We start from the raw sequence: 26,980 nt of genomic DNA, 5'->3' as shown, positions 1-26,980 counted from the left end.
AGTATTTTTATAGAGTTTCTCGCTGTCTTCGGAAGAACCCAATCAAAAACACAAACACCAAAACAAAAATGCTTATTCGAGCGATATAATCTCCAGCTAAGACATAAAAGGTTATTTTATCATTCGATATGAGTTGACCAGATAAGGCTCCTTTTTGGTTATAGCCCAATTGTGTAGTGATGTCACCTTTTGCATTAATAATAGCTGAAATCCCAGTATTTGCGCTTCTTACGATATCTCGTCTGGTCTCTACAGCTCTTAATCGTGCATAACTGAGATGTTGTTTATGACCTTGTGTTTCATTCCACCAGGCATCATTGGTAATAATTGCTAAAAAATTGGCATCGTTTCTAATATATCCTGTTACAAATTCACCATAAACAGATTCGTAACAAATGATTGGCCCTACTTTAAATTTTGAATTTGACGACGTAAAAACACCTCTGTAATTTTGAGTAGTTTTCATAGCTACCGTACCGCCTAAATCTATCATAGCATCGCCAATTAATGGCTTTAAAATGCCTTGATACGGAAAGTTCTCTACACCAACTACTAATTTTGATTTGTGGTATTTAGCAACAGAATCGGACGTATTGATAAAAATGGCCGAATTGTAATCATCATACCAAGTGTTTGGTTGGTATTTGTAGGTATTAGTTTCCTTTCGAATACGTTTAGGATCTTTAAAGAAGTCAACAAATGAAATTCCGGTAATTAAATTGATATTGGGATGTTGGCTCACATAGCGTTCCAACCTGTTTTTTAATAATGAATTGTCAAACCGATTAATATAGGTACTCTCTGCAAAAAAAGTTTCAGGTGCCACAATAAAATCTGTAGAATCTGTAATTTTTGTGTTGCTCAGTTCGATAAACAGATCTGAAAACTTAATATTAGTTGCCGCATATTTTTCAGAATAAGGGTCAATATTAGGTTGTAAGGCAATCACATTTATTTTTTCGCCTTCATGTGAATAAGAGTAGTATATACTTAATGAAATGAGAATAGGAAATAGAATAAGTAGGCTGCTTTTTAGAAGTAAAGATTTTAGTCGAGCTTTTGAGCGTTCTTTTTGATACGATAAAATACCCTTAAAAATCAATATATTTAAAAGCCATACCCAAAGTGTGCCACCAAAGGTGCCTGTGTATTCGTACCATTGAATCCAAGTAATATATTCTGAAAAGCCGTTACCTAAGTTTAACCAAGGCCATGAAAACTCCCATTCTAGATGGAGTTTTTCAAAACTAATCCATAGTGCAACAAGAAATAATAAGGCACGGTTTTGGGACTGTCTTTTAGCATATTTATGATAAAGCAGCATGAGTAAAGCCATCAATCCCGAGTTGACAAATACAGCAAAACTTGCGCCAAAAATATCTGCATGTCTGAGCCAGCTTGTAGTAATGATATTCCAGATAAAAAACGCGAGATATGATAAACCAAATAGTTGAAGCCCCTTTCGTTTTACTTCAGATAATCGAAGTTCCCTTTCAGCCATAAGCAATGGTACAAATGCAAAGAATAGCAATATAGGAAAACCATAGCTAGGCCATGCTAGTGCTAATATTATTCCTGAAACTAAGGCGAGTAAGGTTCGGTTCACTATCTAAAGATACTAAAATCGAGTTTTAAAGAGAACACATTAGAGTATAAGGCTGCACTTTGGTCTCCAATATCAGTGAATGCATAATCTATTTGAATACCTCTATATTTAAATCCAAGACCTAAACTAGGTTGAAACGTTAAGTCTTCTGAATTATCAATTTGTAGTTCATTTTGAAAATTTCCAAGGCCACCTCTTAAAAATACTAGATCTGTATAGCCAAATTCAAAACCTAGTGCAGGATTTACACTGGCAAAAGAGGTTGAAATGACATCATTATTTTGTTCGAATCTTACATTAAGATCGAGTGAGGTCAACAAAGAATAATCATAATTAAATATGAACTTTTTAGACATACCTATTTGTAACTTCGGAATGGTAAGTTCTGTACTTTCAGGAACCGTTTGGTTTTGTCCTTCAATAGCATTTTGTATGGTTGCTAATTTGTCATCGTCAAATGACCAGGCATTAAATGTGGTTGTTATATCTCTCGCCATAATCCCAAATTTCCAATCATTCTTCGTCTCAAACTGAATACCAGCATCTAAACCAAATCCCCAGGAATTTGCAAAATCTCCTATAATACGTCGAACGACCTTCGCATTTACACCATAGCTTAATCCGTCAAGCGGTAACCTTCTTGCATAGGAAAAGGTTAAGGCATAATCTGCTGTAGAAAACAAACTAATACGGTCGTAATTAATGGTTCCTTGATCATCAATCAATTGGGTGGTGTCTAAAATATCATCAACACCAAATCTAATAAGTGATATTCCGATAGCACTTCTATCATCAAGAGGCTTGGCAAATGCAATGTAATTGTAGTTTGCAATATTCGCAAAGTAATTAGAATGTAATAGGGCTAACTGGTTATCTTCAATATTGACTAAACCAGCCGGATTCCAATATCCAGAATTTACGTCGGCAGAGTGAGAAACCACGCTATTACTCATTCCTAGGGCAGCTGCATCGACACCAATATTCAAAAATTCATTCGAATATTTAGTTTGAGCAGTACACAGAAAAGTAATCAAAGTGGAGACAATGAAAATGTACTTTTTCAACAGCAAAATTTTTTTTACAAAGATGCACATTATTTTTCATCTATTAAACTGTAAAAGACCTTAGATATTGCACATGTTTTGGAATAGTCGTAAATAGTTTGCTATTTTTACACAAATCTAATGTATGTCCATAAAAAAATACATTCCAAATTTTGTAACACTTCTTAATTTATTGAGCGGAAGTATTGCCGTCGTGTTCGCTGTACATAATAATTTTATTGCAGCCTCAGCTTTTGTGTTTCTGGGTATTTTCTTTGATTTTTTCGATGGTTTATTGGCGAGAAAACTCAAGGTACAAAGTGCTTTGGGTGTGCAGTTGGATTCGTTAGCAGATATGGTAACCAGTGGGTTGGTGCCTGGTATTGTTATGTATAAACTGATTGCATTGAGTATAGGTGCTCCAGAAATAGTGACTCAAAAGGAATGGAGCTCAAAATTCAGCTTTAGTGACTTGCACATTGAACCAATAACGCTTATTGGTTTGTGTATTACCTTGGCTTCTGCGTATCGTTTGGCTAAATTCAATATTGATGAAGATCAGCAAAGTTATTTTAAAGGTCTGCCAACACCTGCCAATGCCTTACTTATCTTGTCGTTGCCCTTGATTATAGAGTTTCACAATAATAATTTAGCGACTCATTTAATATTGAATGAGTGGTTTTTAATAGGGTTAACTCTAGTGAGTTGTTATTTGTTGAACTCAAATATAAAATTACTTGCCTTAAAATTTAAAAACTATGGGTTTTTAGATAATAAATTTCGATATGCATTAATCGTATCGAGTATACTGTTAATGATACTATTTCATTTTATAGCAATCCCTTTAATTATGTTACTCTATATTGTACTATCGGTACTTAAAAGCACAACATCTAAATAATTTATTCAAACATTTAATTACAAGTAATGGCATCAGGATTTTTTGCATTATTAGATGATATTGGAGCACTCATGGACGATGTTGCTGCAATGAGTAAAATAACCACAAAAAAAACGGCAGGTATTTTGGGCGATGATTTGGCTGTGAATGCAGAAAAAGCTTCTGGCTTTGTGTCATCAAGAGAGATTCCTGTACTTTGGGCTATAACCAAAGGTTCGATGCTAAATAAGTTGATTATTTTACCTTTAGCATTTTTATTGAGTGCGTTTTTGCCATGGGCAGTAATTGTGATTCTTGTGCTAGGGGGCGTTTATTTAGCTTATGAAGGAGCAGAAAAAATTTACGAATATCTTGTGCCACATCATCATGAAGAGGTCGTTAAATTAAAAGAAGATTTTTCTAAAGAAGAACTTTTAACCTTAGAAAAGTCAAAAATAAAATCAGCAATAGTAACCGATTTTATACTTTCAGTAGAAATTATAATTATTGCTTTAGGAACTGTAGTTGGAAAAGAGTTGTTATTTCAAATTATAGTCGTTTCTATAGTTGCTGTCATAGCCACTGCAGGAGTCTATGGGATTGTAGCACTCATTGTTAGAATGGATGATCTAGGATTTCGATTAATTAAAATGAGTAATGGCAAAAAAGGAATTTCTTACTCTATTGGAACCGTTTTAGTGAACGCCTTGCCAAAAATAATTAAGAGTTTATCCGTTATTGGAACGTTAGCCTTGCTTTTGGTTGCTGGTGGCATATTTGTACATAACGTAGAATTTTTACATCATTTCTTGGAAGAAATCCCATCAATATTGCGAGATTTTATTGTGGGCTTGTTAGTTGGAGCCATAACGCTTTTAGCAGTTAAACTTTTGAAGAAACTTTACCGTATGTTATTTAATAAAACCTTGGTTAAGTCGGACTAATTAGAACTCCAACTTTTTCTTACGCAACTCAAAGTTCTGACCTAGATATACCTTTCGCACCATGTCGTCACTTGCGAGTTCTTCAGGTTTTCCAGCTTTAAGAATGCTACCTTCAAACATTAAGTACGTTCGGTCTGTAATCGCTAAAGTTTCTTGTACGTTATGATCTGTAATAAGAATCCCAATATTCTTTTTTGTCAATTGGGCGATGATACGTTGGATATCCTCGACTGCAACGGGATCCACACCAGCGAAGGGTTCATCTAATAAAATGAAATCAGGATCTGTAGCGAGAGCACGAGCAATTTCAGTTCGACGTCGTTCACCACCAGAAAGTAAATCACCTCGGCTTTTTCTGATGTGCCCTAAGCTAAACTCTTCAATGAGGGATTCCATTTTATCCTGCTGTTCCTTCTTGCTCAGTTTCGTCATTTGTAATACACTCAAAATATTATCTTCAATACTCAGTTTTCTAAATACTGAAGCTTCTTGAGCTAGATAGCCAATGCCGTTTTGAGCACGTTTATACATTGGAAAACTCGTGATTTCGGTATCGTCGAGATAAATATTTCCACCATTAGGTTTGATAAGACCCACAATCATATAAAAGGATGTGGTTTTTCCAGCACCATTAGGCCCCAATAAACCTACGATTTCTCCTTGTTTGACTTCTAAAGATACATCTTTAACTACTTTTCGTCCGTTATAGGACTTCATTAAATTGTCGGCTCTAAGTGTTTTCATAACTGATGAAATATAAGCTAAAATAGCAAAATCAGAACGAGTCGTTCTTCCTTTATTAAAAGTTTAACGCTGTTGTTCTAGTGCGTCCCAAAATTCGTAAGCTCTTCGCAGATGCGGAATAACAATAGTACCACCAACCAAAGTGGCAATGCCCAACGCTTCGACAACCTCTTCTCTTTTTAATCCTGCGTTATAACTAGCTTCTAGGTGGTATTTGATACAATCATCACAACGCAATACTGTTGAAGCAACAAGACCTAGGAGTTCTTTTGTTTTTTTATCTAAGGCGCCACCTTCAGCAAAGGCATTAGTATCAAGATTAAAGATGCGCTTAATAATTTTATTGTTGTCAGCTAAAATAGCGTCATTCATTTTTGAACGATAGGCATTAAATTCGGAAACAATATCAGACATGTGCTTTTTGTTTTTTGTTTTGGTTTCTAATTACAACTTTTGAGATATAAATACTCACTTGATATAGAATCAATATGGGAATTGCTACAATAATCTGGCTTGCTAAGTCTGGAGGTGTTATAATGGCTGATAGTATCAAGACCAGGACAAGAGCGAATTTTCGATATTTTTTCATGATTTGCGGCGTTACCAATCCAATTTTGGTCAAAAAGTAAATAATAATAGGGAGTTCAAACACAAAACCAGATGCTAAGCATGAAGATCGTATGGTGGATACCCATGAACTTAAATCGAATTCATTTGATACTTCTATGCTTACGCTATAATTAGCTAAAAAGTTTATGGATAATGGCGATACAACATAGTAGCCAAATAATACACCAACAAAAAACAAGAAAGAAGTAATTATTATAAAACCTCTAGAATGTCTACGTTCATTAATATGAAGCCCTGGACTAATAAAGCTCCAAAACTGATAGATTACATAAGGGAATGCGATAACAAACCCGGAATATATGGAGGTCCAAATATCTGCCGAGAATTGTCCCGCCATTTGTCTGCTTTGAATTTTAAATGGGAATTCAGTAGCACAAAATGTAGTGTCATTTATTCCTAAAAATTGAGAGGCTTGACATAACCATTTATAGGTAGGGAAATCCATTCGTTTAGGAGCAAAAATAATATGTTCGAAGATGAATCCACTAAAGATAAAAGCCACAGTTGCACAAACTAATACAGCCACTGTGATTCTAATTAAATGCCACCTTAGATCTTCAAGATGATCTAAAAATGACATTTCATTGGTGCTTTTTTTACCCATTATATAATACCTTCTTTTATTAAATCATGAATGTGAATGACCCCAGCATATTCTCCATTTTTCTCAACCAGAAGTTGTGAAATACCATGTTCTTCCATGAGTTCCATAGCATCAATGGCCATAGCATCTTCATCTATTCGCTTTGGATTACTACTCATGATATCTTTAGCGATCAGGTGGATGAAGTTCTCACTTTTGGTTAACATACGCCTTAAATCACCATCGGTAATGATACCCGTAATTTTGTTATTATCAACGACCGCTGTAACGCCTAACATTTTTTCTGAAATTTCAACAATCACATCTTTAGCAGAGGTATTCAACTCTACTTTTGGTTTTTCATTAATTGAGGAGAGATCACTTACTCTTAGATATAATCGTTTTCCTAAAGCACCGCCTGGATGATACTTTGCAAAATCTTTACTCGAAAAACCACGTAATTCTAATAAGCATACCGCAAGTGCGTCTCCTAAGACCAATTGAGCTGTTGTACTCGTGGTGGGTGCTAAATTATTCGGACAAGCTTCTTGAGCGACATAGGCATTCAGCACATAATTGGCTTGCTGTGCTAAAAATGATGAATCATTACCTGTGATAGCAATCATTTTATTTTTGGCATTTTTTATCAAGGGTACTAAAACTTTTATTTCTGGGGTATTACCGCTTTTAGAAATACAAATGACCACATCATCTTCTAAAATCAATCCTAAATCACCGTGAATGGCATCTGCAGCATGCATAAATACAGCAGGTGTTCCAGTAGAGTTTAGCGTTGCTACAATTTTATTGGCGATGATAGCGCTTTTGCCAATACCAGTAATAATAACTCGGCCTTTTGAATTATAAATTAAGGACACCGCATTTGCGAAGTCATCTGTTAACAAATGACTTAAATTAGCAATAGCATCTCGTTCTAAATCTATGGTTTTTCTTGCGGTTTTTAGGATAGATTGAATACTGTTCAAAATTAAATTTTTTTGAGTTTGATGGGTATAAAGAAATTGTTATCTTTAGTCTTATGCAAATGTATCAAAAATACTAATAGGGATTAATGAGTATAAAAGAAATTGATATACATTCTGCACTAAAACAATACTTCGGTTTTTCCAAATTTAAAGGACTACAAGAAAGCGTTATTAAAAGTGTTGTTAACAGTGAGGATGTATTTGTTATCATGCCTACTGGTGGTGGAAAATCATTGTGCTACCAATTACCAGCTTTGATAAAGGAAGGAACAGCAATTATTGTATCACCTCTAATTGCCTTAATGAAGAATCAAGTAGATGCTATTAGAGGAATCTCTAATGAAGAAGGTGTTGCACACGTTTTAAATTCTTCACTGAATAAAACAGAAGTCAAACGCGTAAAGGAAGACATCATGAATGGTGTCACAAAACTATTATATGTGGCTCCTGAATCTTTGACTAAAGAGGAGCATGTTGAGTTTTTGAGGTCTGTTACCATCTCATTTATGGCGGTTGATGAAGCACATTGTATCAGTGAATGGGGACATGATTTTAGACCAGAGTACAGAAATTTACGTCATATCATAAAACGTATAGGGGATAATATTCCAATCATTGGGTTAACGGCCACCGCGACACCTAAAGTCCAAGAAGATATTTTAAAAAGTCTAGACATTACAAATGCCACAACATTTAAAGCGTCCTTTAATAGACCGAATTTGTATTATGAGATTCGTCCAAAGACCAAAAATGTAGATGCCGATATTATTCGCTTTGTCAAAAAAAATGAAGGGAAATCAGGTATAGTTTACTGTTTAAGTAGAAAACGTGTTGAGGAACTAGCTCAGGTGTTACAAGTTAATGGCGTTAAAGCCGTGCCATATCATGCAGGTCTAGATCCAAAGACTAGAGTAAGACATCAGGATATGTTTTTAATGGAAGATTGTGATGTCGTGGTTGCAACCATAGCTTTTGGTATGGGAATCGATAAACCAGATGTGCGTTTTGTCATCCATCATGATATTCCAAAAAGTATTGAGAGTTATTATCAGGAAACAGGTCGTGCAGGAAGAGATGGAGGAGAAGGTCATTGTTTAGCTTTTTACGCCTATAAAGATATAGAGAAATTAGAAAAATTTATGTCTGGAAAACCTGTTGCAGAGCAGGAAATTGGTCAAGCATTACTTCAAGAAGTAGTTGCATTTGCTGAAAGTTCGATATCCAGACGTAAATTTATATTGCATTATTTTGGTGAAGAATTTGACAATGCCACTGGAGAAGGTGGTGAAATGGATGATAATGTGCGATACCCTAAAAAACAACACGAGGCACAAAAAGAAGTGTCTATTCTCTTAGAGACGGTTGATAAGACCAACGAGAAATATAAATCTAAAGATTTAGTTCAGGTTTTAATAGGGAAAACAAATGCCTTAATTTCATCTCACAAAACAGATACACAACCGTTTTTTGGAGTAGGTAAAGATCGCGATAATAGATATTGGATGGCACTTATTCGTCAAGTATTGGTTGCCCGTTTTCTTAAAAAGGATATTGAAACATACGGCGTGCTGAGACTGTCTCAAGAAGGACGACAATATATGAAATCACCAAAGTCTTTTATGATGACCGAAGACCATGTGTTCGATGAAGGTACAGATGATGGTATTATTACGGCAGCCAAAGGTGGGGGAGCAGTAGCAGATGAAGTTCTTATGAAGATGCTGAAGGATTTAAGAAAACGCAATGCAAAACGCTTAGACGTGCCGCCATTTGTCATTTTTCAAGATCCCTCATTAGAAGATATGGCACTTAAATATCCAATCACCATAGAAGAGCTGAGTAATGTTCATGGTGTCGGAGATGGAAAGGCAAAAAAATACGGAAAGGACTTTGTTGAATTGATTGCGACCTATGTCGAAGATAATGATATTACAAGACCTGATGATTTTGTAGTCAAAAGTACGGGGTCTAATTCTGCTATTAAATTGTATATCATTCAAAATGTTGACCGAAAACTGCCATTAACAGATATTGCTACTTCAAAAGGCATGTCTATGGCAGACTTTATCAAAGAAATGGAAGCTATCGTTTATTCAGGCACGAAATTAAACATTGATTACTGGTTAGAGGATGTATTAGATGAAGACCAGCAAGAGGAGATTCATGATTATTTTATGGAGTCTGAAACTGATAAAATTGATGTAGCTATTGAAGAATTTGATGGCGATTACGATGATGAAGAATTACGACTCTATCGAATTAAATTTATTAGTGAAGTCGCCAATTAATATGATGATTGTGCTCATTCTATTTACACAGTAAATATGAGTTTATGTTTCTTGCAAACAAGTTCTAGTTGCGTAACCGTTTTACGATCAATTTTGGCAGCATCAGCCTCCTCAATTTGGAAATCAATTTTTGTGATACTCCTACCTTTAACATCTGTTGGGTCTGATTCAAATTCAATAGAGTCAGAATCAAGTTGTAGTTCAAAGTCAGTTCCTATGATAGTTAATTGACCACCATTTTTTGATTTGACCTTTAAAGTTCCAACAATAATCGTTTGAAAAAAATAATAACCTCCTAATTCATTTAATCCAGCATAAAAAACATTGCTCTCTGAAATTGCAAATGGGTCGTGCTCTATATCATCGATAATAGCATCCGTGGTGTCAGAAACGGCTTGTGGAGTATTTGTTTTAGAATTTCCGAGGGCAGATTTTAATTTAGTAATGAAGCTCATCTAGTTTTTATTTTGAACAAAACTAATCTTAAGAAATTCAAATTCCAAATAATGATACTTACTTCGCTCTTCTGAAAGAGTTTGTTATCTTTGCATCTCAATTTAAATAAAACACAATGCAAGACGGTTTATACGCAAAATTTAATACTACAAAAGGCGAAATCTTAGTCGCTTTAGAATATCAGAAAACACCAGGTACCGTAGGTAACTTTGTTGCTTTAGCTGAAGGAAATTTAGAAAATGAAGTAAAACCACAAGGAACACCATATTACGACGGATTAAAGTTTCATAGAGTCATTCCTGATTTTATGATTCAAGGAGGATGTCCTCAAGGGACAGGAACTGGTAATCCTGGATACAAGTTTGATGATGAGTTTCATCCTGATTTAAAACATGATGCACCAGGAGTTTTGTCGATGGCAAATGCAGGACCAGGAACTAATGGGAGTCAGTTTTTTATCACTCATATTGAAACGCCTTGGTTAGATAATAACCATACCGTATTTGGAAAGGTAGTTGAAGGACAGGACGTAGTAGATGCTATTGCGCAAGGTGATGAGATCGAAACTTTAGAAATTGTAAGAGTGGGTTCTAGTGCTGAAAACTTTAATGCTGTTGAAGCGTTTAGAACATTTGAAGGTGCTAGAGAAAAACGAGTTGCTGAAGAACGTGAGGCGGCGAAAGCTAAGCTAGATAAATTAGCGGCTGGTTTTGAAGTCACTGAAAGCGGATTGCGTTATCAAATTATACAAAAAGGAAATGGAAAACCCGCTGTAGCTGGTAAAATGGTCTCTGTTCATTACAAAGGTCAATTAGCTGATGGAACTGTCTTTGATTCTTCTTATAAAAGAAATGCGCCTTTAGATTTTAAAGTAGGCGTAGGTCAGGTAATATCAGGATGGGATGAAGGTATTTGTTTATTAAACGTTGGTGATAAAGCCCGTTTAGTTATTCCTAGTGATTTAGGTTATGGTTCTGCGGGAGCTGGAGGCGTTATTCCACCAAATGCGACCTTGGTTTTCGATGTAGAACTTATGGATGTAAAATAAACACTAAATTATGACCCTATAAAAAGCACCAAATTGGTGCTTTTTTGTTTTTTATCCATCTAGTTTTTATAGGTTAGGTTGACAATTAACTCTGCGGTTTGCTTGTTAAAAACAACTCTATATGTGGAGTTCTTGTTGTCATGCTCTTTGATATATAGGTCATCAACAAGCACAAAGTCATTATTGGCTATATAGGTTACTATATCAACCTTTTCAGTATCTATAATAAATTTTGATACTTTTTTATTGTTAATGCACTCGCATTTAATTGTTGTTACTTTAGGAATGTCAACACCTGTCCTTAATTCGATATTATCAATATTGAATTGCTTACAAGATTGGGTATTATAAATAAATCTTCCGAAAAGGTGTAAACCTACATAAAACAGCACTATAAGTACAACAATTAAGCCCGTAGCTACTACTATCTTTTTCATTATACGACATTTAGAGTAAGAACGCTCAATACCCGATAATTCTTGTGTGCTTTATTCATACATATGCTTAGTAATTATTCTTTTGGGTTCTTAGTCGCCACAAAAGTGCCATTAGGTTGAATGGCCTTTAATTGTATAATGCCACCTTTGTCATCTTCTACAAACTCTACCTTAAACCCTTCCAAAGTTTTAAAAGAAAACTTGTGTTTTGCTGTAGCTAATAACTCATACTCAGGTTGTCCTTGAACAAATAGATACAATACGTTTTCATCTTTGAGATACACTTTTATTATGGTACCAGCCAAATTATAATCACCTACATAAGTTTCTAGTGTCTCTTTATCTACATCAATCGTGCTCGGTGTACGTTTAAAAACGATTGGATCCACTGTAGGTTCTAAAGTGGATTCCATATCAGAAATATCTCCCGATTCATTGGTAAGGAATGTTACTTTTAAGGATTGGCCTATAGCAGAAGTATCTACCTTTCCTTTCACGACATCTATAAGTTCAAAAGTGTCATAATGAAAATGATGTAAATATAACTTATCACCATCCAACTCGGTAAAAAGGGTGTCATTTTCTACAATTACATTGAATTTTCCATAACCATCATGATGATAAGAACCGGTATAGTCTAATTTAATGTGGGATGGTTTTGTATTTTTTACATTAGATTTTTCTGTATCATCTTTTGCTTCATCTTGTGCTTTCAATGATTTTTCTAAATTTTCTTTAAAACGTCCAATCCAATCGGTTTTGTCAACCTCTAGCATATAATCTGCAATAGTATTTCGAACTAAACTTGGAACGGCCGAACCATTTTGATTAGCTAATACAACAATACCCATATTATCAGTAGGGAAAAAGGCGACACTTGCTGAGAAACCATCTATGTTTCCTCCGTGTTCAACACGATAATGTCCTTTATATGATCCTAACATCCAACCATAACCGTAATTGGCGAAGTGCATATCAGGATATTTATCATCAGGAAGGCCACTAGCAAGCACCATTTGAGAACTCATGGCCTCTTTAATGTAATCTTCTGGAATGATTTGCTGATCTTGGTATTTACCCTTTTGTAACCATAATGTAATCCATTTGCTCATGTCATTGACGCTACTATTAATACTTCCTGCTGGTGCCATCCCAGAAATATCATAATAATCCATTTTTGAAATCTCTGTGTTATCTTTTAATTCATAACCAAACGCTGCATTTGAACTGGACTTCATCCCTTCAATATCTGTTTTAGAGCGCGTCATGCCCAAAGGTTTAAAAAAATGCGTTTCGATATTCTCTTCCCAACTTTTTCCAGTTATCTTTTCCGTAATCACGCCTTGCGCTAAAAACATAAAGTTATTATAATACCATTGTTGTCGCACTCCCGTAAATGGTTCCTGATACTTTACACGCATTAGTAAACTGTCTTTGTCTTTATTAGGGAAAAAATACCACGAGGCATCATGTCTCGGCAAACCCGTACTATGTCTCATTAAATCTTTAATTATAATGGTATTATTCATATCACTATTATAGAATTTAAAATCAGGAATATAGTCTAACGGACTATCATCAAATGATAATTTTTCTTCGTCTCTCAAGACACCTAGTAGTCCCGAAGTAAATGCCTTAGTTGATGACCCAATAGCAAATAACGTATGTTCATCAACGGGGACTTTGTTTTCATAATCACTATAACCAAACCCTTTGGCATAAACGATTTTATCGCCTTCAACTACTGCAACCGCAAAACCGGGAGATTTAGTCAGATCAAGAATGGTATTTAATTGTTTTTCAATGCCTTTCAGTCGTTTATTAGACTGAGACAATGATAATGATGTAAATAATATGAACAGTAAAAAAATAGATTTTTTCATAATGGCGGAAGTAATAAAGATTGATCTTGTTAATTAGTAGTAAAAAGTCTTATCAAGTTACTAATTTTTGATTAAAAAAATGTTTTTTTTCAATTCATCCTTAAAAAATTACAATTCGGTCATTCCCTTTTTTAAAAACCGCTCTTCTGTTTGATATTTGTCTCATCAATCAAGCTGAACCTTTTTCAGCATTAAACCAATATATCATGCAAACCTTAGTTAAAATTTTTATTTTCTTTGTTTTCAGCCAAGTAACATCTGCACAAACCAATTATGAAACAGGCATGCAGAAAGCATTTGAGCTTTGGCAATCTAACAAAACAGATGAGGCAGAAAATATGTTCGAACGCATTGCTAATGCAGAATCAGAACAATGGTTACCACATTACTACATCGCACAAATTAACAGTTTAAAAAGCTGGAATATTACCGATGAAACGGTTTTAAAAGCACAATTAGATAAAGCACAAGAGCACTTAAATACAGCGGTGAGTATCAGTAATGATAACCCAGAATTATTAGTGCTGCAGGCTCAAGTATTTACCAATTGGGTAGCTTTTGACGGTATGAAATACGGTATGAAATACTCAGGTAAAATTTCAGAACTATATAATAAAGCCTTCAATTTGGATCCTCAAAATCCAAGAGTAGCTTTTGGTAAAGCAGAATGGGGAATGGGAAGTGCACGCTATTTTGGACAGGATACCAAGCCTTATTGCCAAGAAATGGAGCGATCAATAGAACTTTTTGCTAACTTTAAACCACAAAGCGATCTGCATCCAAATTGGGGAAAAGAACGAGCAGTAGATGTTTTGAAATCATGTAAAGAATAAACTATTATGACAAAATCATTTAAAAATATCATTATTACGTTCAGTATTGGATGCATTGTATTTGTCATTGGAAATGCATTATCAAATGATTTTGATTTTAACAGTGTTAATGAGTTTTTAATTGATTTTGGGTTTTACCAGTTATATACGTTTGTTCTAGGATACTCGAATATGGCGTTCTTTGATTATATGGAACGTCGTCAATGGAAAAAAGGAGATACAATAAAACGTATTATTGTTGGTGTCATTGGAGCTACTATCATTACATTAATTGGGCTATTTTTTTTAAGAGCATTTATTTCAATAGTGTTTAATGATTTGTCGTTTGAAGAATTTATAAGAAGAGAAACATGGCATGGATATTCTTTCGGACTTTGGATTACCTTAAGTATTATCTCTGTATTTCATATTATATTTTTCTATAACAGATATCAAAAAAATAAAATAAAAGAGCAAAAGGTTATTGCAGGAACCGCAAGCGCAAAGTTTGATGCTTTAAAGAATCAGTTAGATCCGCACTTTTTATTCAATAGCTTAAATGTATTGACAAGTTTAATTGAAGAAAACCCAAAGAATGCGCAAAAGTTCACCACGTCTTTGTCAAAAGTATATCGCTACGTTTTAGAACAGAAAAATAAAGATCTAATCACCGTAGATGAAGAGCTCAATTTTGCGAGAACCTATATGTCGCTTTTAAAAATGCGATTTGAAGACAGTATTATTTTTGAAATTCCAGATCAGGCTTCAAATCCAGAAAGTAAGGTAGTACCATTATCGTTACAATTGTTGCTAGAAAATGCAGTAAAACACAATATGGTTACTAGCAGTAAGCCCTTGCATATTAAAATTTATGAATCTGAAGGTATGCTGATTGTAGAGAATAACCTTCAGCCGAAACAAATTGTAAAAAAGAGTAGTGGTGTAGGATTAGAAAATATCAAGCAACGCTATAAATTATTATCAAATAAAACAGTATCAATCAATCAACAAGCAAAAAGTTTTGCAGTAGCAATACCAATGCTTACAAAACAAGTATCAATTATGAAAGCAATCGAACCAAAATCAAAATTTGACGACTCATACGTTAGAGCACGAAAACGTGTAGAAGAGATGAAAGAATTTTATTACAGCCTAATCTCCTACTGTTTTGTTATCCCATTTTTATTTTTTATCTGGTATACATTTACGCCAAATACCATACAATGGTTCTGGTTTCCAATGTTTGGTTGGGGAATGGGATTAGTATTTCATGCGTATAAAGTATATGTAAATGATGGTGTACTAGGCAGTGGATGGGAAAAGCGTAAAATTGAAAAATTTATGCAAGAAGAAGAGGAAAAACGTTGGAATTAAAGAGCAAATACAATGGAAAATAATATAGAACCTTACGAAAATAATAGTAAACGAAGCGCTTTTGAAAGAGAAGAGGCTTACTTAAGAGCTCAGAAAAAAGTAAAATCACTTATTGGGTTTTACTGGCATTTTGCTTCTTATGTGATTGTTAATTTATTTATAATCATTCTGATAGTCTCTAATGGAGGGAAACTCTGGAGTTTTGGGACATTTGCTACGGCATTCTTTTGGGGAATCGGACTCTTTTTTCACTTTCTAGGTGTTTATGGACCAGATTTTTTCTTCGGAAAGAATTGGGAAGAGCGCAAAATTAAAGAGATTATGGAGAAAGATGATAAACATTGGGAATAATCAACTTAAGATTTTAGAGTTATGAAATTAAATAAAGATGAAGAAAAACGATTTTTAAAAGCTAAGCATAAAGTTCAGCGAATTAAAATTTTCTATTTGCATGTCGTATTATATGTTATTGTAGTTGCACTTATTTCATATAATTTTTACATTCTTGAAGAAGGACCATATACAGATAATATTACAGGAATAAATGTTTCAACTTTGGTCTTATGGACTGTTTTTATTTGTATCCATGGTTGGACTGTTTTTAAAGGAAGACTTCTTTTTAAGAAAAGTTGGGAGGATAAAAAAATAGAGAAGATTCTAAAAGAAAAAGAAAACGTAGAAACCACGTTTTGGGAATAAAGCTTTTCAGTAATAAAATAAATGTATAGCCATGAATGTAATCATTATAGAAGACGAAAAACCATCAGCAAGACGACTCCAACGTATGCTGTCCGAATTAGACATGGAAGCACAAACCATGTTGCATTCCGTAGAGGAATCTATTGATTGGTTTCAAAATAATGAGCATCCAGAACTGATCTTTTTAGATATACAATTAAGTGACGGACTCTCATTTGAAATCTTTGAAACTATTGAGATCAATTCGGCAGTGATTTTCACAACAGCCTATGATGAATATGCCTTACAGGCTTTTAAACTCAACAGTATTGATTATCTATTAAAGCCAATTGATGAAGATGATTTGCAAATCGCTGTATCGAAGTATAAAGAGCGTTTGCCTAAACAGCAAACGGTGACTTTGGATTTTAATGATATTAAAAAACTACTGGTTAATCCTATAGAACGTGAGTACAAAAAACGCTTTTCTGTGAAAGTTGGACAGCATTTAAAACTTGTAAATATAGATGATATCGAGTGTTTCTACAGTGAGAATAAAGGGACATATGCCTTTACTTCGGAAGGCAGAAATTATTTATTAGATACCACTTTAGAGCAACTAGAAGATGAACTTGAACCTCATAAGTTTTTTCGCATTAGCCGAAAGTTCTTTGTCAATATAAACGGAATTAAAGATATGGTAAGTTATACCAATTCAAGATTACAGATAAAGCTAAATACTTTCAATGAGCAAGAAGTGATTGTGGCACGAGAACGGGTGAAAGACTTCAAGAGTTGGCTCGCTTAGAACACATCAAAAATATCGCCTAGTGAATCTCCAAGTCCGTCGAGTAAGTCATCTGTCCCAGAAAACAAACTAGATAATCCAACATCAAGAAACAAATCGAGGAGCAATAGGTCACTCAAATCTTTTAACCAATAAGTGTCTGATTTTTTCTTAGATTCTTTCTTCCATTCCTTGTATTGTTCTTCGGCTTTAGGCTCAATGAGGACTGGTTTATTTGTTTCTACATTGCCTAGCATGTTATCGTAAGCTTCACGCTTTTTTGGGTTAGAGAGTATATCAAATCCTTCAATTAACAAATCAAAACGAATTCGGGCGCCTTCAGATGTGTTTTTATCAGGATGATATAAAGCTATTTCTGTACGAAATGCTTTTTTTATTGCGTCCAAATCTGCTGATCTCTTAATATTAAGAAGTTGGTAGTAGTTTTGTAATTTCATCGTCTAATTAATTTGTAAGCAGTGTTTCTATCGTTGTTTTAAAACCTTGATTGTCATCTACAAAAAGTAATAATTTGCTATAGGTCTTAGGTTTTCCATAGAGAAATTGTAACTGCTGAGGTGTTTTAAGACAGATGACAATATTACTGTGCTCTAGCTCGCCTAAAAGTGATAAGGTTTTTGTCCCTTTGTCTTTATTGAAGTCGGATGCGCTGGCAATTTGTAGGGTTTCAATTGCACTCATAGGCACAATGGTTTCGCTTAAAATTCCAAAGCGTAGGATTAAGTGGTCTTCATTAATCACAAGTGGTCGTTTCGGTACAGATCTAATAATACCTATAAGCTGAAGTGCTGAGTAAAAGCTCAAAATGGTAAGTATCCAAGCTAAAGTTGCACTCCACTTTGCGGTAAGGACATGAACCGATACCATTTCAATTGCCACGACAAAAATAATGGCACCGAGCGTGGATAAGATTCCAGATCCTTTATAATTTGAGAACTCATTAGGCTTTAGAATCGTTTTTTTAAAATTGAAAAATCCATAATAAATCAATGCAATTTCATTAGCTGCTAATCTAGCCACTTTTTTAGGAAATATCGACTTACAAGTGTCTACAAGAATAGTATAAAAATCTTGATGCGTCTTTGTTGCTTTTTTATAACGCGTTATGGCTTTCCTAACCTTGAGTATGATGAATGTCAAAACACTTAACTCAACTATGGGGACTAACCAAGTTTTTAACAAGCTCAATAGGTCTTGATTTGCTGGAGGAATGGTATATGAAGCAATAACCACACATAAAATAAGAAAGGGAGCAATGGTGAGTTTTGAGATGTTTGTTTTTCTGATGAGTAGAAAATAGATCAACGGAATCGTAATGATAAAATCAATAGTAATAAGGTTAGAAAGGCGACTTTGATAGGTTGAAAAGGTACTAGAATTAAGAAGTAATACTAATGTTAATAAAAGTGCTATGGGAATTAAAAAGGCAATGAGCTGTTGCTTTAAAAGAGCATGTTTTATCATTTCTATCTTAAGGTTTTAATTTCAACTATGAGACGCATTTTGATACTTAAAGTTACGTCTTTTACACTAAAACTCTAAAACGTGCTCATTAGCTGAAATATTTGTTCCACGATATTCTAATCTTTAGCTTACCCTATAAATGTTTTAATTATGAAGCTTAAAATTAATCTGGCTATTCTGTTTTGGATTATTAGTTATGTTGCATTTGCCCAAGAATGGAAAACATATCCTTATAACCCTAGTGGTCAAATTGCGTTTCCAACAGATGAAGGGCGTCACAGTGCTGAACCGATTGAATGGTGGTATTCAGCAGGCCATGTTATTGGCCAAACGACAGGTAAAAGCTATAGCTTCATGTATACCTTTTTTCATTATCCACAGTCGGGATTTGACGGTTTTAGAATTTTGAATATAACAGATGATGATACTGGAACATTTCTTCAAGATGTTAAACCATTAAATTATACAACACTATCTACAACTAGTTTTGATATCGAAGCCACTGTGCTTTTTGCTGGTGTAGAGTCCTGGCGAAATAAAGAAGATATAGATAATATACCTATTCCTTTTGAGTATGAATTGTTTGCAGCGACAACCAATGCAGGATTAGATATCGAATTTGAAACTTTGAAACGACCTTTAATTCTTGGGGATGATGGACTTTTAGATCAAGGTGCCACTAATTACACTTATTATTTCTCGCAAACGATGAATGCCGTTACAGGGTCTTTAACCTTTAACGGGAATACCGAAACCGTTATTGGAACCGCATGGATAGATAGACAATATGGAAATTTTAATCCCTTAACAGGAGAAAAATACGAATGGTTTAGTATGCAATTATCTAATGGTATCGATATCAATTTATGGAACATCTTTACAGAAAATGGCTTAGTTCCTAATACAGATCAGTACAGAATATTGTCTGCATATGTCGATGAAAACACACAATATACAAATAGTGATTTTCAAATAGAGCGCTTGGCATTTAACTGCATGCCAGATGGTGAACGCTGTTATTCGAAGCAATGGCGACTTACATCTGTTGTAAATAATCTAGATTTGACTATTTCTACTTTGCACGATAATACAGAAGTGCTCTTACCGTTTCGATTTTATGAAGGAGCAACATCTATCACAGGAACAGTAAATGGTATAGCGGTCACAGGTGTTGGTTTTGCTGAACTCTTACATGATTATAATGCGCCTGAAATCACATTCAGTTCACCAATTTCTGGTATCTATGATCCATCCTTTCCAATTACTTGGGAACTTGATAATCCAGACGATGGTAGACCAGTTTTTTATGACATTGAATACAGTGATGACATCCTTAATACCTTTAATACCGTTGCCACCAATTTAACGAGTCCTTCATATTTATGGGAAAACCCACCATTATCTGATGGCGATGATGTTTGGTTTCGGATTACAGCGCGTTCAATAGATGGTGTTTTAAGCACTGCTACGCTAAGTCCGGTGGCAACACTAGCGACCTTATCATTAAATGATCTCAATATTAACCAAATTAAAACCTATCCAAACCCTGTAAAGGATGTGCTGACCGTAAACATTGGGCAGCCTATAATTGGATCTTACACTATAATCGATATGAAAGGGAGCCTTATTAAAACGTCGGAAATTGATAAGCTCCAATTTTTAGATATTTCAACAACAACTCTCGAATCTGGAGTATATATTCTTGCAATTGAAGCGTCAATAGGTACGTTTAATGTTAGGTTTGTAAAACTGTAGATTATTTTTCTATACGATTGTCATCAAAAGAGGATGGCAGTAAATTGGGAATTAATTTTGCAAAAATGGGAAGGAGAATAGCACCTCCTGGCAACATGAAAATTGCCAAGCTCGGTATGGATTTCAAAATATCAAGTAATTGCCCTTGCATCTGTTTTTGTTCCTCTTTACTCAGGTCGGAATGTGTCGATTTACTGATGAGTAACATCAAGTCCTTACTTTGTCTTAACTCTTTGACCAATCGCTTACTGTTTCGTCTTATCAATTTATTAACCAATTGAGAGGAGTTCTCATAAAAGTTTGTAATCGGATTTGTTTGTTGAAACAACATCACTTCTTTTTTGTGATCTGAGTGAAAGTTTGCTACACAAAAAATAGAATCATGAACTTCAGAAATATCAATCTCTAACTGTTTCGCCAATTGCTTTAAAAATTGATATTCAGATTTTTCTAAAATCTCATCATCCCAAATGGATAAGCACATCAGATCGATAAGATATTTCTTTTCGTGATCTTCAATATTGTAATCGATATCAAAAATCAAATCTTCAATAACACTGGCCTCTTCTTCAATAAAAGACGTGGATGCTTCAATAAGATCAATAATCTCTTTGTCGTAGTCGGTAATTTTACTTTTAGAATTTAGCGATTGATATAAGGTTCCAATAATAATACTCTCCAAATTTGCGGCGTAAGACTTCGGGTCAATGTTTTCCTTGAGATATTTCTCAAAGGTTAATACATCAACAAAAAGAAGAGAGTTCGTTATAGACTTATTGAAATTTCTTGTGAGTAGATTATCGTCAATCTTCACACGATCATGAATTAAGCGTTCTAAAAGTGTCATGTCACTTTTACCAATGACTAATCGATCCCATAGTGATAAATCTGCAACCTCTAGGGTTTTATAGAAGTTTAGTAATTCACTGGTAAACTCTGTAGTTTTATTATCAGGCCTCTGAAATTGGTAAATGATATACAAGCCAGTAATCAAATTGATTTTAGCCAATTCGTCTTCAGAATAGCGATGTATTTTCTCAATAGTTTTAGTGATGCCAACGTTCACACCATAAATAAAGCCATAGTCTTTAAGGCTATCATATAGCTCTTGGTAATTCTCAAAAGGAATTCCTTTTTTAGAAATTTGAGAGCATAGTTTTTCTATCCAACCATTGGTAGATGGGTTCATGACTTTGTTTTTAGACCCTACAAAGTTAATTTTTTCTGGGTATTATTGGATAATATAATTGATTAACCAACTTCAAATGATACCTTAATTAAAAGCGAGATGTTATATCATAAGAAAGCACCAAACTTTTGTTTGGTGCTTTTTATAATATTGTTTTTATTTATCTTATTCAATAATACCACCGCAACTTACGCGAGTACCAGCAGCTCCCGAGGGTTGTGACTTAAAATCATCTACACCTTGATGTACAATAATGGCTTTACCTAAAATATCTTTGGTTGCATCGCCGCATCCAATACACCATTCATCGGTCACTTTAGTGATTTGAGCTTTTCCTTCAGCATTAGCAGTAAAATTACCAATATCACCTTTGTGGTATCCAGCGACATCTCCCCATTTTCCGTGTGGTTGTCCGGTTGGATTCCAGTGACCACCAGAAGATTTACCGTCATCAGAAGAACAATCTGCCGTTTCATGAATGTGAATCGCATGCTCACCAGGAGTTAAGCCACTAAGTCTAGCCATCATTGTCACAACCCCTGCTTCTTGAGAAAATATGACGTTACCACTAACACCACTATTGCTTTTTGGATCTAAAGTGACTGTAACCATTTTCTTTTCATCAAAATAATCTGGTCGTTCTTTAGTTGTTTTTTCTGTTGTCGTTGGTGTTTCTTCAACTTCAGCTTCTACTTCGGTAACGGCTTCTGTGGCCTCGTCTTTTTTATCAGATTTACACGATATACTTAAGCATAAGGCTAAGATTGTAATATAAAAAATGGAACGTTTCATTAGTTTTTGTGTTTAAGTGTTATGAACTTGAAAGATAATCATTAATTTAAAACGATAAAAAATAATTACGCTATAAATATGTCAAATTTGTTTGCGCTATAATTTCGAATTCGCAATCTCACGCATAAAATATTTAGAATTTATTGTAGTTGTATGTCCTTGTGTAATTTTTAAAGAATCAGTTTTCAGTAAAAAAGAATGAGTTTCTAAAGTTGTCAAGACATGATTAATGTCATATTTTATATAAACTAATGCCTGTATTTTTGATGCAAATTGTTAAGGTATGTGCAATTCATTAGTCAATAAATATAATGTGGCAGGACCGCGTTATACCAGTTATCCAACGGTTCCATATTGGAATAATGACACCTTTTCACTAAAGCAGTGGAAAGCTTCATTATCAAAATCTTTTAATGAAAGCAATGCTTCCGAAGGGATTAGCCTCTATATTCATTTGCCATTTTGTGAGCAAATGTGCACTTTTTGTGGTTGTAATAAACGCATCACTAAACGCCACGATGTAGAGTTACCATACATTAAAGCGGTCTTAAAAGAATGGAATTTATATTGTGATCTGCTCAAGGGTAGGCCAAATATTAAGGAACTTCACCTCGGTGGAGGTACCCCAACATTTTTTTCCTCGGAAAATTTAGAGTTCTTGATTAAAGGCATTCTTAGAAAAGCGAATCTTACCGAGCAGCATGAATTTAGTTTTGAAGGACATCCTAATAATACAACTCGTGAGCATTTACAAACACTTTATAATTTAGGGTTTAGACGTGTGAGTTTTGGCGTTCAGGATTATAATGATACCGTTCAAAAAGCAATTCATCGCGTTCAACCATTTAGTAAAGTTCAGGAAGTTACTTTAGCAGCTAGAGCTATTGGTTATACCTCTGTAGGTCATGATATTATATTTGGATTGCCATTTCAAACCAAAGCCCATGTCGCCAAAACCATAGAGTTGACTAAGACTTTAATGCCAGATCGTATTGCTTTTTATAGTTATGCTCATGTGCCATGGTTAAAAGGTAATGGCCAACGTGGATATAAAGATGAAGATGTGCCTACAGGAATTTTAAAACGTGAACAGTATGAATTAGGTAAAGCAATGTTGAGTGAAGCAGGGTATGTCGAGATTGGAATGGATCATTTTGCGCTCCAAACGGATTCGCTATACCATGCGATGCAAAACAATACCTTACACAGAAATTTTATGGGTTATACCGCATCCAAAACACAAGCCATGATTGGTTTAGGGGTGTCATCTATTAGTGATAGCTGGTACGGATTTGGGCAAAATGTGAAAGGTATAGAAGAATACTATCATTTGGTAAATCAAGGGATTATTCCAGTGTATAGAGGTCATATTCTAAACACTGAAGACCTTATTGTAAGACAACATATCCTGAATTTAATGTGTCATTTTGAAACGTTCTGGAGTGACACTTCACTAAAAATAGATCAACTTAAAGATATTGTCTTTCATTTGAGAGAAATGGAAGCCGATGGATTAGTTGAATTTTACAAAGAGGGATTGAAGGTTACAGAAAAAGGTCACCCCTTTGTTCGTAATGTCTGTATGGCATTTGATGTGTTGTTACAACGTAAACAACCGAGTACAAGATTATTTTCAATGACCATTTAATTCGTATATAATGTCTGAAATAGTTTTGATACTTAGTCAAAACTTGTATTTTTAACAGACTTAACCAAAAAAATCCAAAAAATTATGAAAAAGATAATTGTACCTATAGATTTTTCAGAATACTCTGAGTATGCTCTGGAAACTGCAGCCATTCTAGCAAAACGAAACAACGCAGAATTACTCGTCCTACATATGTTAGAAATTGATAAAGGCCGTGTCACAGACTCTAATAATGAGTTGAATGAAAAAATGGTGTTTTTCTTAAAACTCGCAGAACGGAAGTTTGATGAGTTTTTATCAAAAGACTATTTGGAAGGTGTTGATGTAACCCCAATAGTTAAGCATTTTAAAGTGTTTAGCGAAGTTGCAGAAGTCGCAGATGAGCATGCAGCCGATATGATTGTTATGGGATCGCATGGATCAAGCGGACTCTCTGAGATTTTTGTAGGTTCAAATACTGAAAAAGTGGTACGTCATTCTGAGTTACCCGTATTAGTAGTGAAGCAAAAACCAACTAAATTAGAGTTTAATACTGTAGCCTTTGCGAGTGACTTTTCTAAAGAAATGGTAGAGCCCTATTTAAAAGCACGCCAGTTATTTGATAATCTAAAATTAATACATGTCAATGTTCCTGGAGAAGGCTTTAGAAGTTCTTCGGAAATTGATGCGACAGTCGCAGACTTTTTAAAAACGGCTAATGGAAATTTAGATAAAATAAATGATATACATTATATCGCAGATTATAGCATAGAGAAAGGAATTCTAAATGCAGCAAATTTAATAGGAGCAGATCTTATTGCCGTTCCAACACACGGAAGAAAGGGGCTTGCACATTTCTTTGCAGGTAGTGTCTCTGAAGATGTTGCTAATCATTCAACTCTTCCGGTAATTACTTTTAAAATTTAAATCACTAGCACATAAAACAAAAAAGCTTGAGCGGTATGCCCAAGCTTTTTTGTTTTATATGCTACTTTGAATTAATTAGACTCTTCTGCTTCAATTTCGGTAGAAGGTGTTTCACCATCAATTGGTGCATTTTCATTTTTCAAATGCACATCTAGGAATTTTAATATTCGACTGTAGGCTTCAATTTGATTTTCTTTCTTTACAAAACCATGACCTTCATCTTCAAATAAGACATAATCTACAGGAACATTATTTTTTTTAACCCCAGCCACAATTTCATCAGATTCTACTTGCAATACTCTTGGGTCCTGAGCACCTTGCAGTACAATTAAAGGCTTAGTCACCTTTTCTGTATGGAACAATGGTGAAATACGTCTTAAACGTGTTGAATCTGCCGAATAAGGATCACCCAATTCTAAATAGAGCGATTCTCTAAACGATTCCCAATAAGGTGGAATACTTTTTAAGGTACGAAGCCAATTGGTAACTCCAAATAGATTTACACCTACATCAAATTCTTCTGGTGTATAGGTTAAAGCTGCCATAGTCATATAACCACCATAAGAGCCACCAATAATACCTATTTTCTCACCATTTATTTCATTTTGACGAGCCAACCAGTTTTTGCCTTCAACACAATCTTGTAGGTCTTTTTCACCGTGGTTTTTGTCATCCATCTGATAGAATGTTTTACCATAGCCGCTACTTCCACGATTGTTTACTGCTAAAACCGCATAACCATGATTTACCATATATTGAATTAACGGATTAAAACCTTGACGTGATTGTCCACCTGGACCACCATGCACCCAAACCATAGCTGGAACTTTATTCGCTTCGGAAGCTTGCTTTGGCAAGTAATATATAGCAGGTATTACAGTGCCATCAAAAGATTTAAAACGGATCACTTTTGCTGTTACTAAATCATCACTATTAATATCGTCATTAAGTACGTTGGTGAGCTTATGCTGTGCTTTGGTTATGAAATTATACGTGTATAAATCTGAAGGTGAATTAGAGCCTCCTACATACATACGCATCCAGGTCTCGTCTTCACTAAAACCAACACTTGTAATACTCTTATCACCAAAATCGGGTAATTCAATTGGCGTCATTGTTTCGGTCTCTAATACTTCAATAACATTTTTTCCATCGTCATTAACATATACAACCATATAGCTATCATTGGCTGTGAAACCAGCACCATTAACATCCCATGAGCGTTCCACAATCTTTGTTTTTGTTTTGGTATCAAGATTGTATGCCATTAAATAAGAAAATTCACTACCATCATCAGTGGTATAGTAAAACATCGCATTATCATTAGAAAAATCCTGAGCAGAATTAGCGCTTTGATTGGAATTGATCTTTATCATATCATTTCCAGCAACATCATAAAGAAATAAATCACTATCATTAGTGTTTAGATTTTTTGATAGTGCAAAAAAGTTTTCATCATCACTCATACCTCCAAAATCTAGTCCGTCGTTATTTTGGTAGAGCATTTCAGACGTATAATCTGAGATGGACATTTTATAAACGTCAAAATATCTTGGATCGCGTTTGTTTGAACCAAAATATAAACTTTGCTTGTCTTTAGACCAACCGTAAAATGAAGATTTAGCTCCAACTTCAGGCGTAATATCCTTGATACTACCGTCCAATTCTCTAACAAATAAATGGTCAATTTCGTCACCGTTTCCATCGGCATTTAATAACATTCTGTTGTCATTTGGAAAGTAAGAGCTTGCGAATATGGAAGTGCTATCCGATTGTGTGATTGCAGTCATTTCTCCTCCCATTGCAGGAATAGTATAGACGTTATAAATACCAGAGCGGTTACTCGATACTAATAAATTACTATTATCAGCAGAGAAGCTTCCACCACCAACAGATTCGTTGTCCATAAACTGCTCTATAGTATACTGTTGAATCTCTCTTTCTGCCATTGCGTTATCCTTGGTGTCTTTTTTACAAGAAACCATTAGAATGGCGATGCATAATCCTAAAAGTTTTGTTTTCATAT

At 34.6% G+C, this 26,980-nt stretch carries 26 protein-coding genes; 12 read left to right on the top strand and 14 right to left on the bottom strand.

The window, feature by feature from the left end:
• Window positions 1-7 precede the first annotated feature (7 nt).
• Window positions 8-1,606, bottom strand: a complete 1,599-nt coding sequence (gene lnt / locus BLT57_RS13380; protein ID WP_091426391.1) for an apolipoprotein N-acyltransferase — start codon at window positions 1,604-1,606, stop codon at window positions 8-10.
• Window positions 1,606-2,670, bottom strand: a complete 1,065-nt coding sequence (locus BLT57_RS13375) for a PorV/PorQ family protein (protein WP_091426843.1) — start codon at window positions 2,668-2,670, stop codon at window positions 1,606-1,608. Before BLT57_RS13375 ends, lnt begins: the two co-directional genes overlap by 1 nt.
• A gap of 124 nt (window positions 2,671-2,794) precedes the next feature.
• Between BLT57_RS13375 and BLT57_RS13370 the strand changes: the two genes are divergently transcribed.
• Both BLT57_RS13370 and BLT57_RS13365 read left to right on the top strand, forming a co-directional pair.
• Window positions 2,795-3,550, top strand: coding sequence for a phosphatidylcholine/phosphatidylserine synthase (locus BLT57_RS13370; protein WP_091426390.1), 756 nt, complete (start codon window positions 2,795-2,797; stop codon window positions 3,548-3,550).
• Between the two features lie 26 nt (window positions 3,551-3,576).
• Window positions 3,577-4,473 carry a DUF808 domain-containing protein gene (locus tag BLT57_RS13365; RefSeq protein ID WP_091426387.1) on the top strand — a complete coding sequence of 299 codons (897 nt, stop codon included), beginning with the start codon at window positions 3,577-3,579 and terminating at the stop codon, window positions 4,471-4,473.
• On the opposite strand, the gene lptB is transcribed toward BLT57_RS13365, so the two are convergent.
• The 4 genes from lptB to BLT57_RS13345 all read right to left on the bottom strand — a co-directional run bounded on the left by lptB (window position 4,474) and on the right by BLT57_RS13345 (window position 7,416).
• Window positions 4,474-5,217 (bottom strand): LPS export ABC transporter ATP-binding protein, encoded by a 744-nt coding sequence (gene lptB / locus BLT57_RS13360; RefSeq protein ID WP_091426386.1) that lies wholly within the window; start codon window positions 5,215-5,217, stop codon window positions 4,474-4,476.
• A 63-nt stretch (window positions 5,218-5,280) separates the two neighbouring features.
• Entirely contained in the window at window positions 5,281-5,631 is a 351-nt protein-coding gene (locus BLT57_RS13355; RefSeq protein ID WP_091426384.1) for a carboxymuconolactone decarboxylase family protein, read from the bottom strand.
• On the bottom strand, window positions 5,624-6,451 hold the full coding sequence (gene tatC / locus BLT57_RS13350) for a twin-arginine translocase subunit TatC (RefSeq protein ID WP_091426383.1): 828 nt from the start codon (window positions 6,449-6,451) through the stop codon (window positions 5,624-5,626). Before tatC ends, BLT57_RS13355 begins: the two co-directional genes overlap by 8 nt.
• Window positions 6,451-7,416 (bottom strand): SIS domain-containing protein, encoded by a 966-nt coding sequence (locus BLT57_RS13345; RefSeq protein WP_091426381.1) that lies wholly within the window; start codon window positions 7,414-7,416, stop codon window positions 6,451-6,453. Before BLT57_RS13345 ends, tatC begins: the two co-directional genes overlap by 1 nt.
• An 86-nt stretch (window positions 7,417-7,502) precedes the next feature.
• Between BLT57_RS13345 and BLT57_RS13340 the strand changes: the two genes are divergently transcribed.
• Complete coding sequence (locus BLT57_RS13340; RefSeq protein ID WP_091426380.1) at window positions 7,503-9,704, top strand: ATP-dependent DNA helicase RecQ; 2,202 nt, start codon at window positions 7,503-7,505, stop codon at window positions 9,702-9,704.
• 23 nt (window positions 9,705-9,727) lie between these two features.
• On the opposite strand, the gene BLT57_RS13335 is transcribed toward BLT57_RS13340, so the two are convergent.
• Window positions 9,728-10,159: a hypothetical protein gene (locus tag BLT57_RS13335; protein WP_091426378.1), complete on the bottom strand. Its 432-nt coding sequence runs from the start codon at window positions 10,157-10,159 to the stop codon at window positions 9,728-9,730.
• 116 nt (window positions 10,160-10,275) lie between these two features.
• Here BLT57_RS13335 and BLT57_RS13330 point away from each other — a divergent pair, with 116 nt between their 5' ends.
• Window positions 10,276-11,208: a peptidylprolyl isomerase gene (locus BLT57_RS13330; RefSeq protein ID WP_091426375.1), complete on the top strand. Its 933-nt coding sequence runs from the start codon at window positions 10,276-10,278 to the stop codon at window positions 11,206-11,208.
• A gap of 59 nt (window positions 11,209-11,267) precedes the next feature.
• Here BLT57_RS13330 and BLT57_RS13325 read toward each other — a convergent pair whose 3' ends face one another.
• Together BLT57_RS13325 and BLT57_RS13320 are read right to left on the bottom strand one after the other, a co-directional pair.
• Window positions 11,268-11,645 carry a hypothetical protein gene (locus BLT57_RS13325; protein WP_091426374.1) on the bottom strand — a complete coding sequence of 126 codons (378 nt, stop codon included), beginning with the start codon at window positions 11,643-11,645 and terminating at the stop codon, window positions 11,268-11,270.
• Between the two features lie 74 nt (window positions 11,646-11,719).
• Window positions 11,720-13,528, bottom strand: a complete 1,809-nt coding sequence (locus tag BLT57_RS13320; protein ID WP_091426372.1) for a serine hydrolase — start codon at window positions 13,526-13,528, stop codon at window positions 11,720-11,722.
• A 206-nt stretch (window positions 13,529-13,734) separates the two neighbouring features.
• Between BLT57_RS13320 and BLT57_RS13315 the strand changes: the two genes are divergently transcribed.
• The 5 genes from BLT57_RS13315 to BLT57_RS13295 are packed head-to-tail and all read left to right on the top strand — an operon-like array spanning window position 13,735 to window position 17,200.
• Complete coding sequence (locus tag BLT57_RS13315; RefSeq protein ID WP_091426371.1) at window positions 13,735-14,361, top strand: M48 family metallopeptidase; 627 nt, start codon at window positions 13,735-13,737, stop codon at window positions 14,359-14,361.
• A 6-nt stretch (window positions 14,362-14,367) separates the two neighbouring features.
• Entirely contained in the window at window positions 14,368-15,714 is a 1,347-nt protein-coding gene (locus BLT57_RS13310) for a histidine kinase (RefSeq protein ID WP_091426368.1), read from the top strand.
• Window positions 15,715-15,726: 12 nt separating this feature from the next.
• Window positions 15,727-16,065, top strand: a complete 339-nt coding sequence (locus BLT57_RS13305) for a 2TM domain-containing protein (protein ID WP_091426366.1) — start codon at window positions 15,727-15,729, stop codon at window positions 16,063-16,065.
• 21 nt (window positions 16,066-16,086) lie between these two features.
• Window positions 16,087-16,413: a 2TM domain-containing protein gene (locus tag BLT57_RS13300; RefSeq protein ID WP_091426365.1), complete on the top strand. Its 327-nt coding sequence runs from the start codon at window positions 16,087-16,089 to the stop codon at window positions 16,411-16,413.
• Window positions 16,414-16,444: 31 nt separating this feature from the next.
• Complete coding sequence (locus BLT57_RS13295) at window positions 16,445-17,200, top strand: LytTR family DNA-binding domain-containing protein (protein WP_091426363.1); 756 nt, start codon at window positions 16,445-16,447, stop codon at window positions 17,198-17,200.
• Here BLT57_RS13295 and BLT57_RS13290 read toward each other — a convergent pair.
• Window positions 17,197-17,637 (bottom strand): J domain-containing protein, encoded by a 441-nt coding sequence (locus BLT57_RS13290; protein WP_091426362.1) that lies wholly within the window; start codon window positions 17,635-17,637, stop codon window positions 17,197-17,199. The two genes, BLT57_RS13295 and BLT57_RS13290, sit on opposite strands and share 4 nt — an antisense overlap.
• 7 nt (window positions 17,638-17,644) lie before the next feature.
• A complete protein-coding gene (locus BLT57_RS13285) occupies window positions 17,645-18,664 on the bottom strand; it encodes a hypothetical protein (RefSeq protein ID WP_091426360.1) in 1,020 nt (339 codons plus the stop codon).
• Window positions 18,665-18,814: 150 nt separating this feature from the next.
• Here BLT57_RS13285 and BLT57_RS13280 point away from each other — a divergent pair, with 150 nt between their 5' ends.
• A complete protein-coding gene (locus BLT57_RS13280; protein WP_091426359.1) occupies window positions 18,815-20,419 on the top strand; it encodes a lipocalin-like domain-containing protein in 1,605 nt (534 codons plus the stop codon).
• A gap of 1 nt (window position 20,420) precedes the next feature.
• Here the strand turns inward: BLT57_RS13280 and BLT57_RS13275 are convergent, their stop codons facing one another.
• Together BLT57_RS13275 and BLT57_RS13270 are read right to left on the bottom strand one after the other, a co-directional pair.
• Window positions 20,421-21,608, bottom strand: a complete 1,188-nt coding sequence (locus BLT57_RS13275; protein WP_091426357.1) for an LETM1-related biofilm-associated protein — start codon at window positions 21,606-21,608, stop codon at window positions 20,421-20,423.
• A 165-nt stretch (window positions 21,609-21,773) separates the two neighbouring features.
• The gene (locus BLT57_RS13270; RefSeq protein WP_091426355.1) at window positions 21,774-22,400 is read right to left on the bottom strand and encodes a superoxide dismutase family protein; all 627 of its coding nucleotides are present in this window, start codon (window positions 22,398-22,400) and stop codon (window positions 21,774-21,776) included.
• Between the two features lie 283 nt (window positions 22,401-22,683).
• On the opposite strand from BLT57_RS13270, the gene hemN reads away from it, so the two are divergent.
• On the top strand, window positions 22,684-24,048 hold the full coding sequence (gene hemN, locus BLT57_RS13265) for an oxygen-independent coproporphyrinogen III oxidase (protein WP_091426353.1): 1,365 nt from the start codon (window positions 22,684-22,686) through the stop codon (window positions 24,046-24,048).
• 84 nt (window positions 24,049-24,132) lie between these two features.
• On the top strand, window positions 24,133-24,954 hold the full coding sequence (locus tag BLT57_RS13260) for a universal stress protein (RefSeq protein ID WP_091426351.1): 822 nt from the start codon (window positions 24,133-24,135) through the stop codon (window positions 24,952-24,954).
• 71 nt (window positions 24,955-25,025) lie between these two features.
• On the opposite strand, the gene BLT57_RS13255 is transcribed toward BLT57_RS13260, so the two are convergent.
• Window positions 25,026-26,978 (bottom strand): alpha/beta fold hydrolase, encoded by a 1,953-nt coding sequence (locus BLT57_RS13255; protein WP_091426349.1) that lies wholly within the window; start codon window positions 26,976-26,978, stop codon window positions 25,026-25,028.
• Window positions 26,979-26,980: the final 2 nt, after the last annotated feature.

The sequence above is a fragment of the Formosa sp. Hel1_31_208 genome, assembly GCF_900104785.1.
Taxonomy (GTDB): Bacteria; Bacteroidota; Bacteroidia; order Flavobacteriales; family Flavobacteriaceae; genus Psychroserpens.
Note: the sequence above shows the minus strand (reverse complement) of the source record. Positions and strands in the feature narration are given on the sequence as shown.

Bases quoted from the DNA above. Each gene is read 5' to 3' on its own strand.
- BLT57_RS13275 (WP_091426357.1), bottom strand. From the start codon at position 21,608: ATGAACCCATCTACCAATGGTTGGATAGAAAAACTATGCTCTCAAATT.
- BLT57_RS13310 (WP_091426368.1), top strand. From the start codon at position 14,368: ATGACAAAATCATTTAAAAATATCATTATTACGTTCAGTATTGGATGC.
- BLT57_RS13270 (WP_091426355.1), bottom strand. From the start codon at position 22,400: ATGAAACGTTCCATTTTTTATATTACAATCTTAGCCTTATGCTTAAGT.
- BLT57_RS13370 (WP_091426390.1), top strand. From the start codon at position 2,795: ATGTCCATAAAAAAATACATTCCAAATTTTGTAACACTTCTTAATTTA.
- BLT57_RS13325 (WP_091426374.1), bottom strand. From the start codon at position 11,645: ATGAAAAAGATAGTAGTAGCTACGGGCTTAATTGTTGTACTTATAGTG.
- BLT57_RS13305 (WP_091426366.1), top strand. From the start codon at position 15,727: ATGGAAAATAATATAGAACCTTACGAAAATAATAGTAAACGAAGCGCT.
- BLT57_RS13340 (WP_091426380.1), top strand. From the start codon at position 7,503: ATGAGTATAAAAGAAATTGATATACATTCTGCACTAAAACAATACTTC.
- BLT57_RS13300 (WP_091426365.1), top strand. From the start codon at position 16,087: ATGAAATTAAATAAAGATGAAGAAAAACGATTTTTAAAAGCTAAGCAT.
- tatC (WP_091426383.1), bottom strand. From the start codon at position 6,451: ATGGGTAAAAAAAGCACCAATGAAATGTCATTTTTAGATCATCTTGAA.
- hemN (WP_091426353.1), top strand. From the start codon at position 22,684: ATGTGCAATTCATTAGTCAATAAATATAATGTGGCAGGACCGCGTTAT.
- BLT57_RS13355 (WP_091426384.1), bottom strand. From the start codon at position 5,631: ATGTCTGATATTGTTTCCGAATTTAATGCCTATCGTTCAAAAATGAAT.
- BLT57_RS13295 (WP_091426363.1), top strand. From the start codon at position 16,445: ATGAATGTAATCATTATAGAAGACGAAAAACCATCAGCAAGACGACTC.
- BLT57_RS13320 (WP_091426372.1), bottom strand. From the start codon at position 13,528: ATGAAAAAATCTATTTTTTTACTGTTCATATTATTTACATCATTATCA.
- BLT57_RS13365 (WP_091426387.1), top strand. From the start codon at position 3,577: ATGGCATCAGGATTTTTTGCATTATTAGATGATATTGGAGCACTCATG.
- BLT57_RS13285 (WP_091426360.1), bottom strand. From the start codon at position 18,664: ATGATAAAACATGCTCTTTTAAAGCAACAGCTCATTGCCTTTTTAATT.
- BLT57_RS13255 (WP_091426349.1), bottom strand. From the start codon at position 26,978: ATGAAAACAAAACTTTTAGGATTATGCATCGCCATTCTAATGGTTTCT.
- lptB (WP_091426386.1), bottom strand. From the start codon at position 5,217: ATGAAAACACTTAGAGCCGACAATTTAATGAAGTCCTATAACGGACGA.
- BLT57_RS13315 (WP_091426371.1), top strand. From the start codon at position 13,735: ATGCAAACCTTAGTTAAAATTTTTATTTTCTTTGTTTTCAGCCAAGTA.
- BLT57_RS13260 (WP_091426351.1), top strand. From the start codon at position 24,133: ATGAAAAAGATAATTGTACCTATAGATTTTTCAGAATACTCTGAGTAT.
- BLT57_RS13280 (WP_091426359.1), top strand. From the start codon at position 18,815: ATGAAGCTTAAAATTAATCTGGCTATTCTGTTTTGGATTATTAGTTAT.
- BLT57_RS13335 (WP_091426378.1), bottom strand. From the start codon at position 10,159: ATGAGCTTCATTACTAAATTAAAATCTGCCCTCGGAAATTCTAAAACA.
- BLT57_RS13290 (WP_091426362.1), bottom strand. From the start codon at position 17,637: ATGAAATTACAAAACTACTACCAACTTCTTAATATTAAGAGATCAGCA.
- BLT57_RS13330 (WP_091426375.1), top strand. From the start codon at position 10,276: ATGCAAGACGGTTTATACGCAAAATTTAATACTACAAAAGGCGAAATC.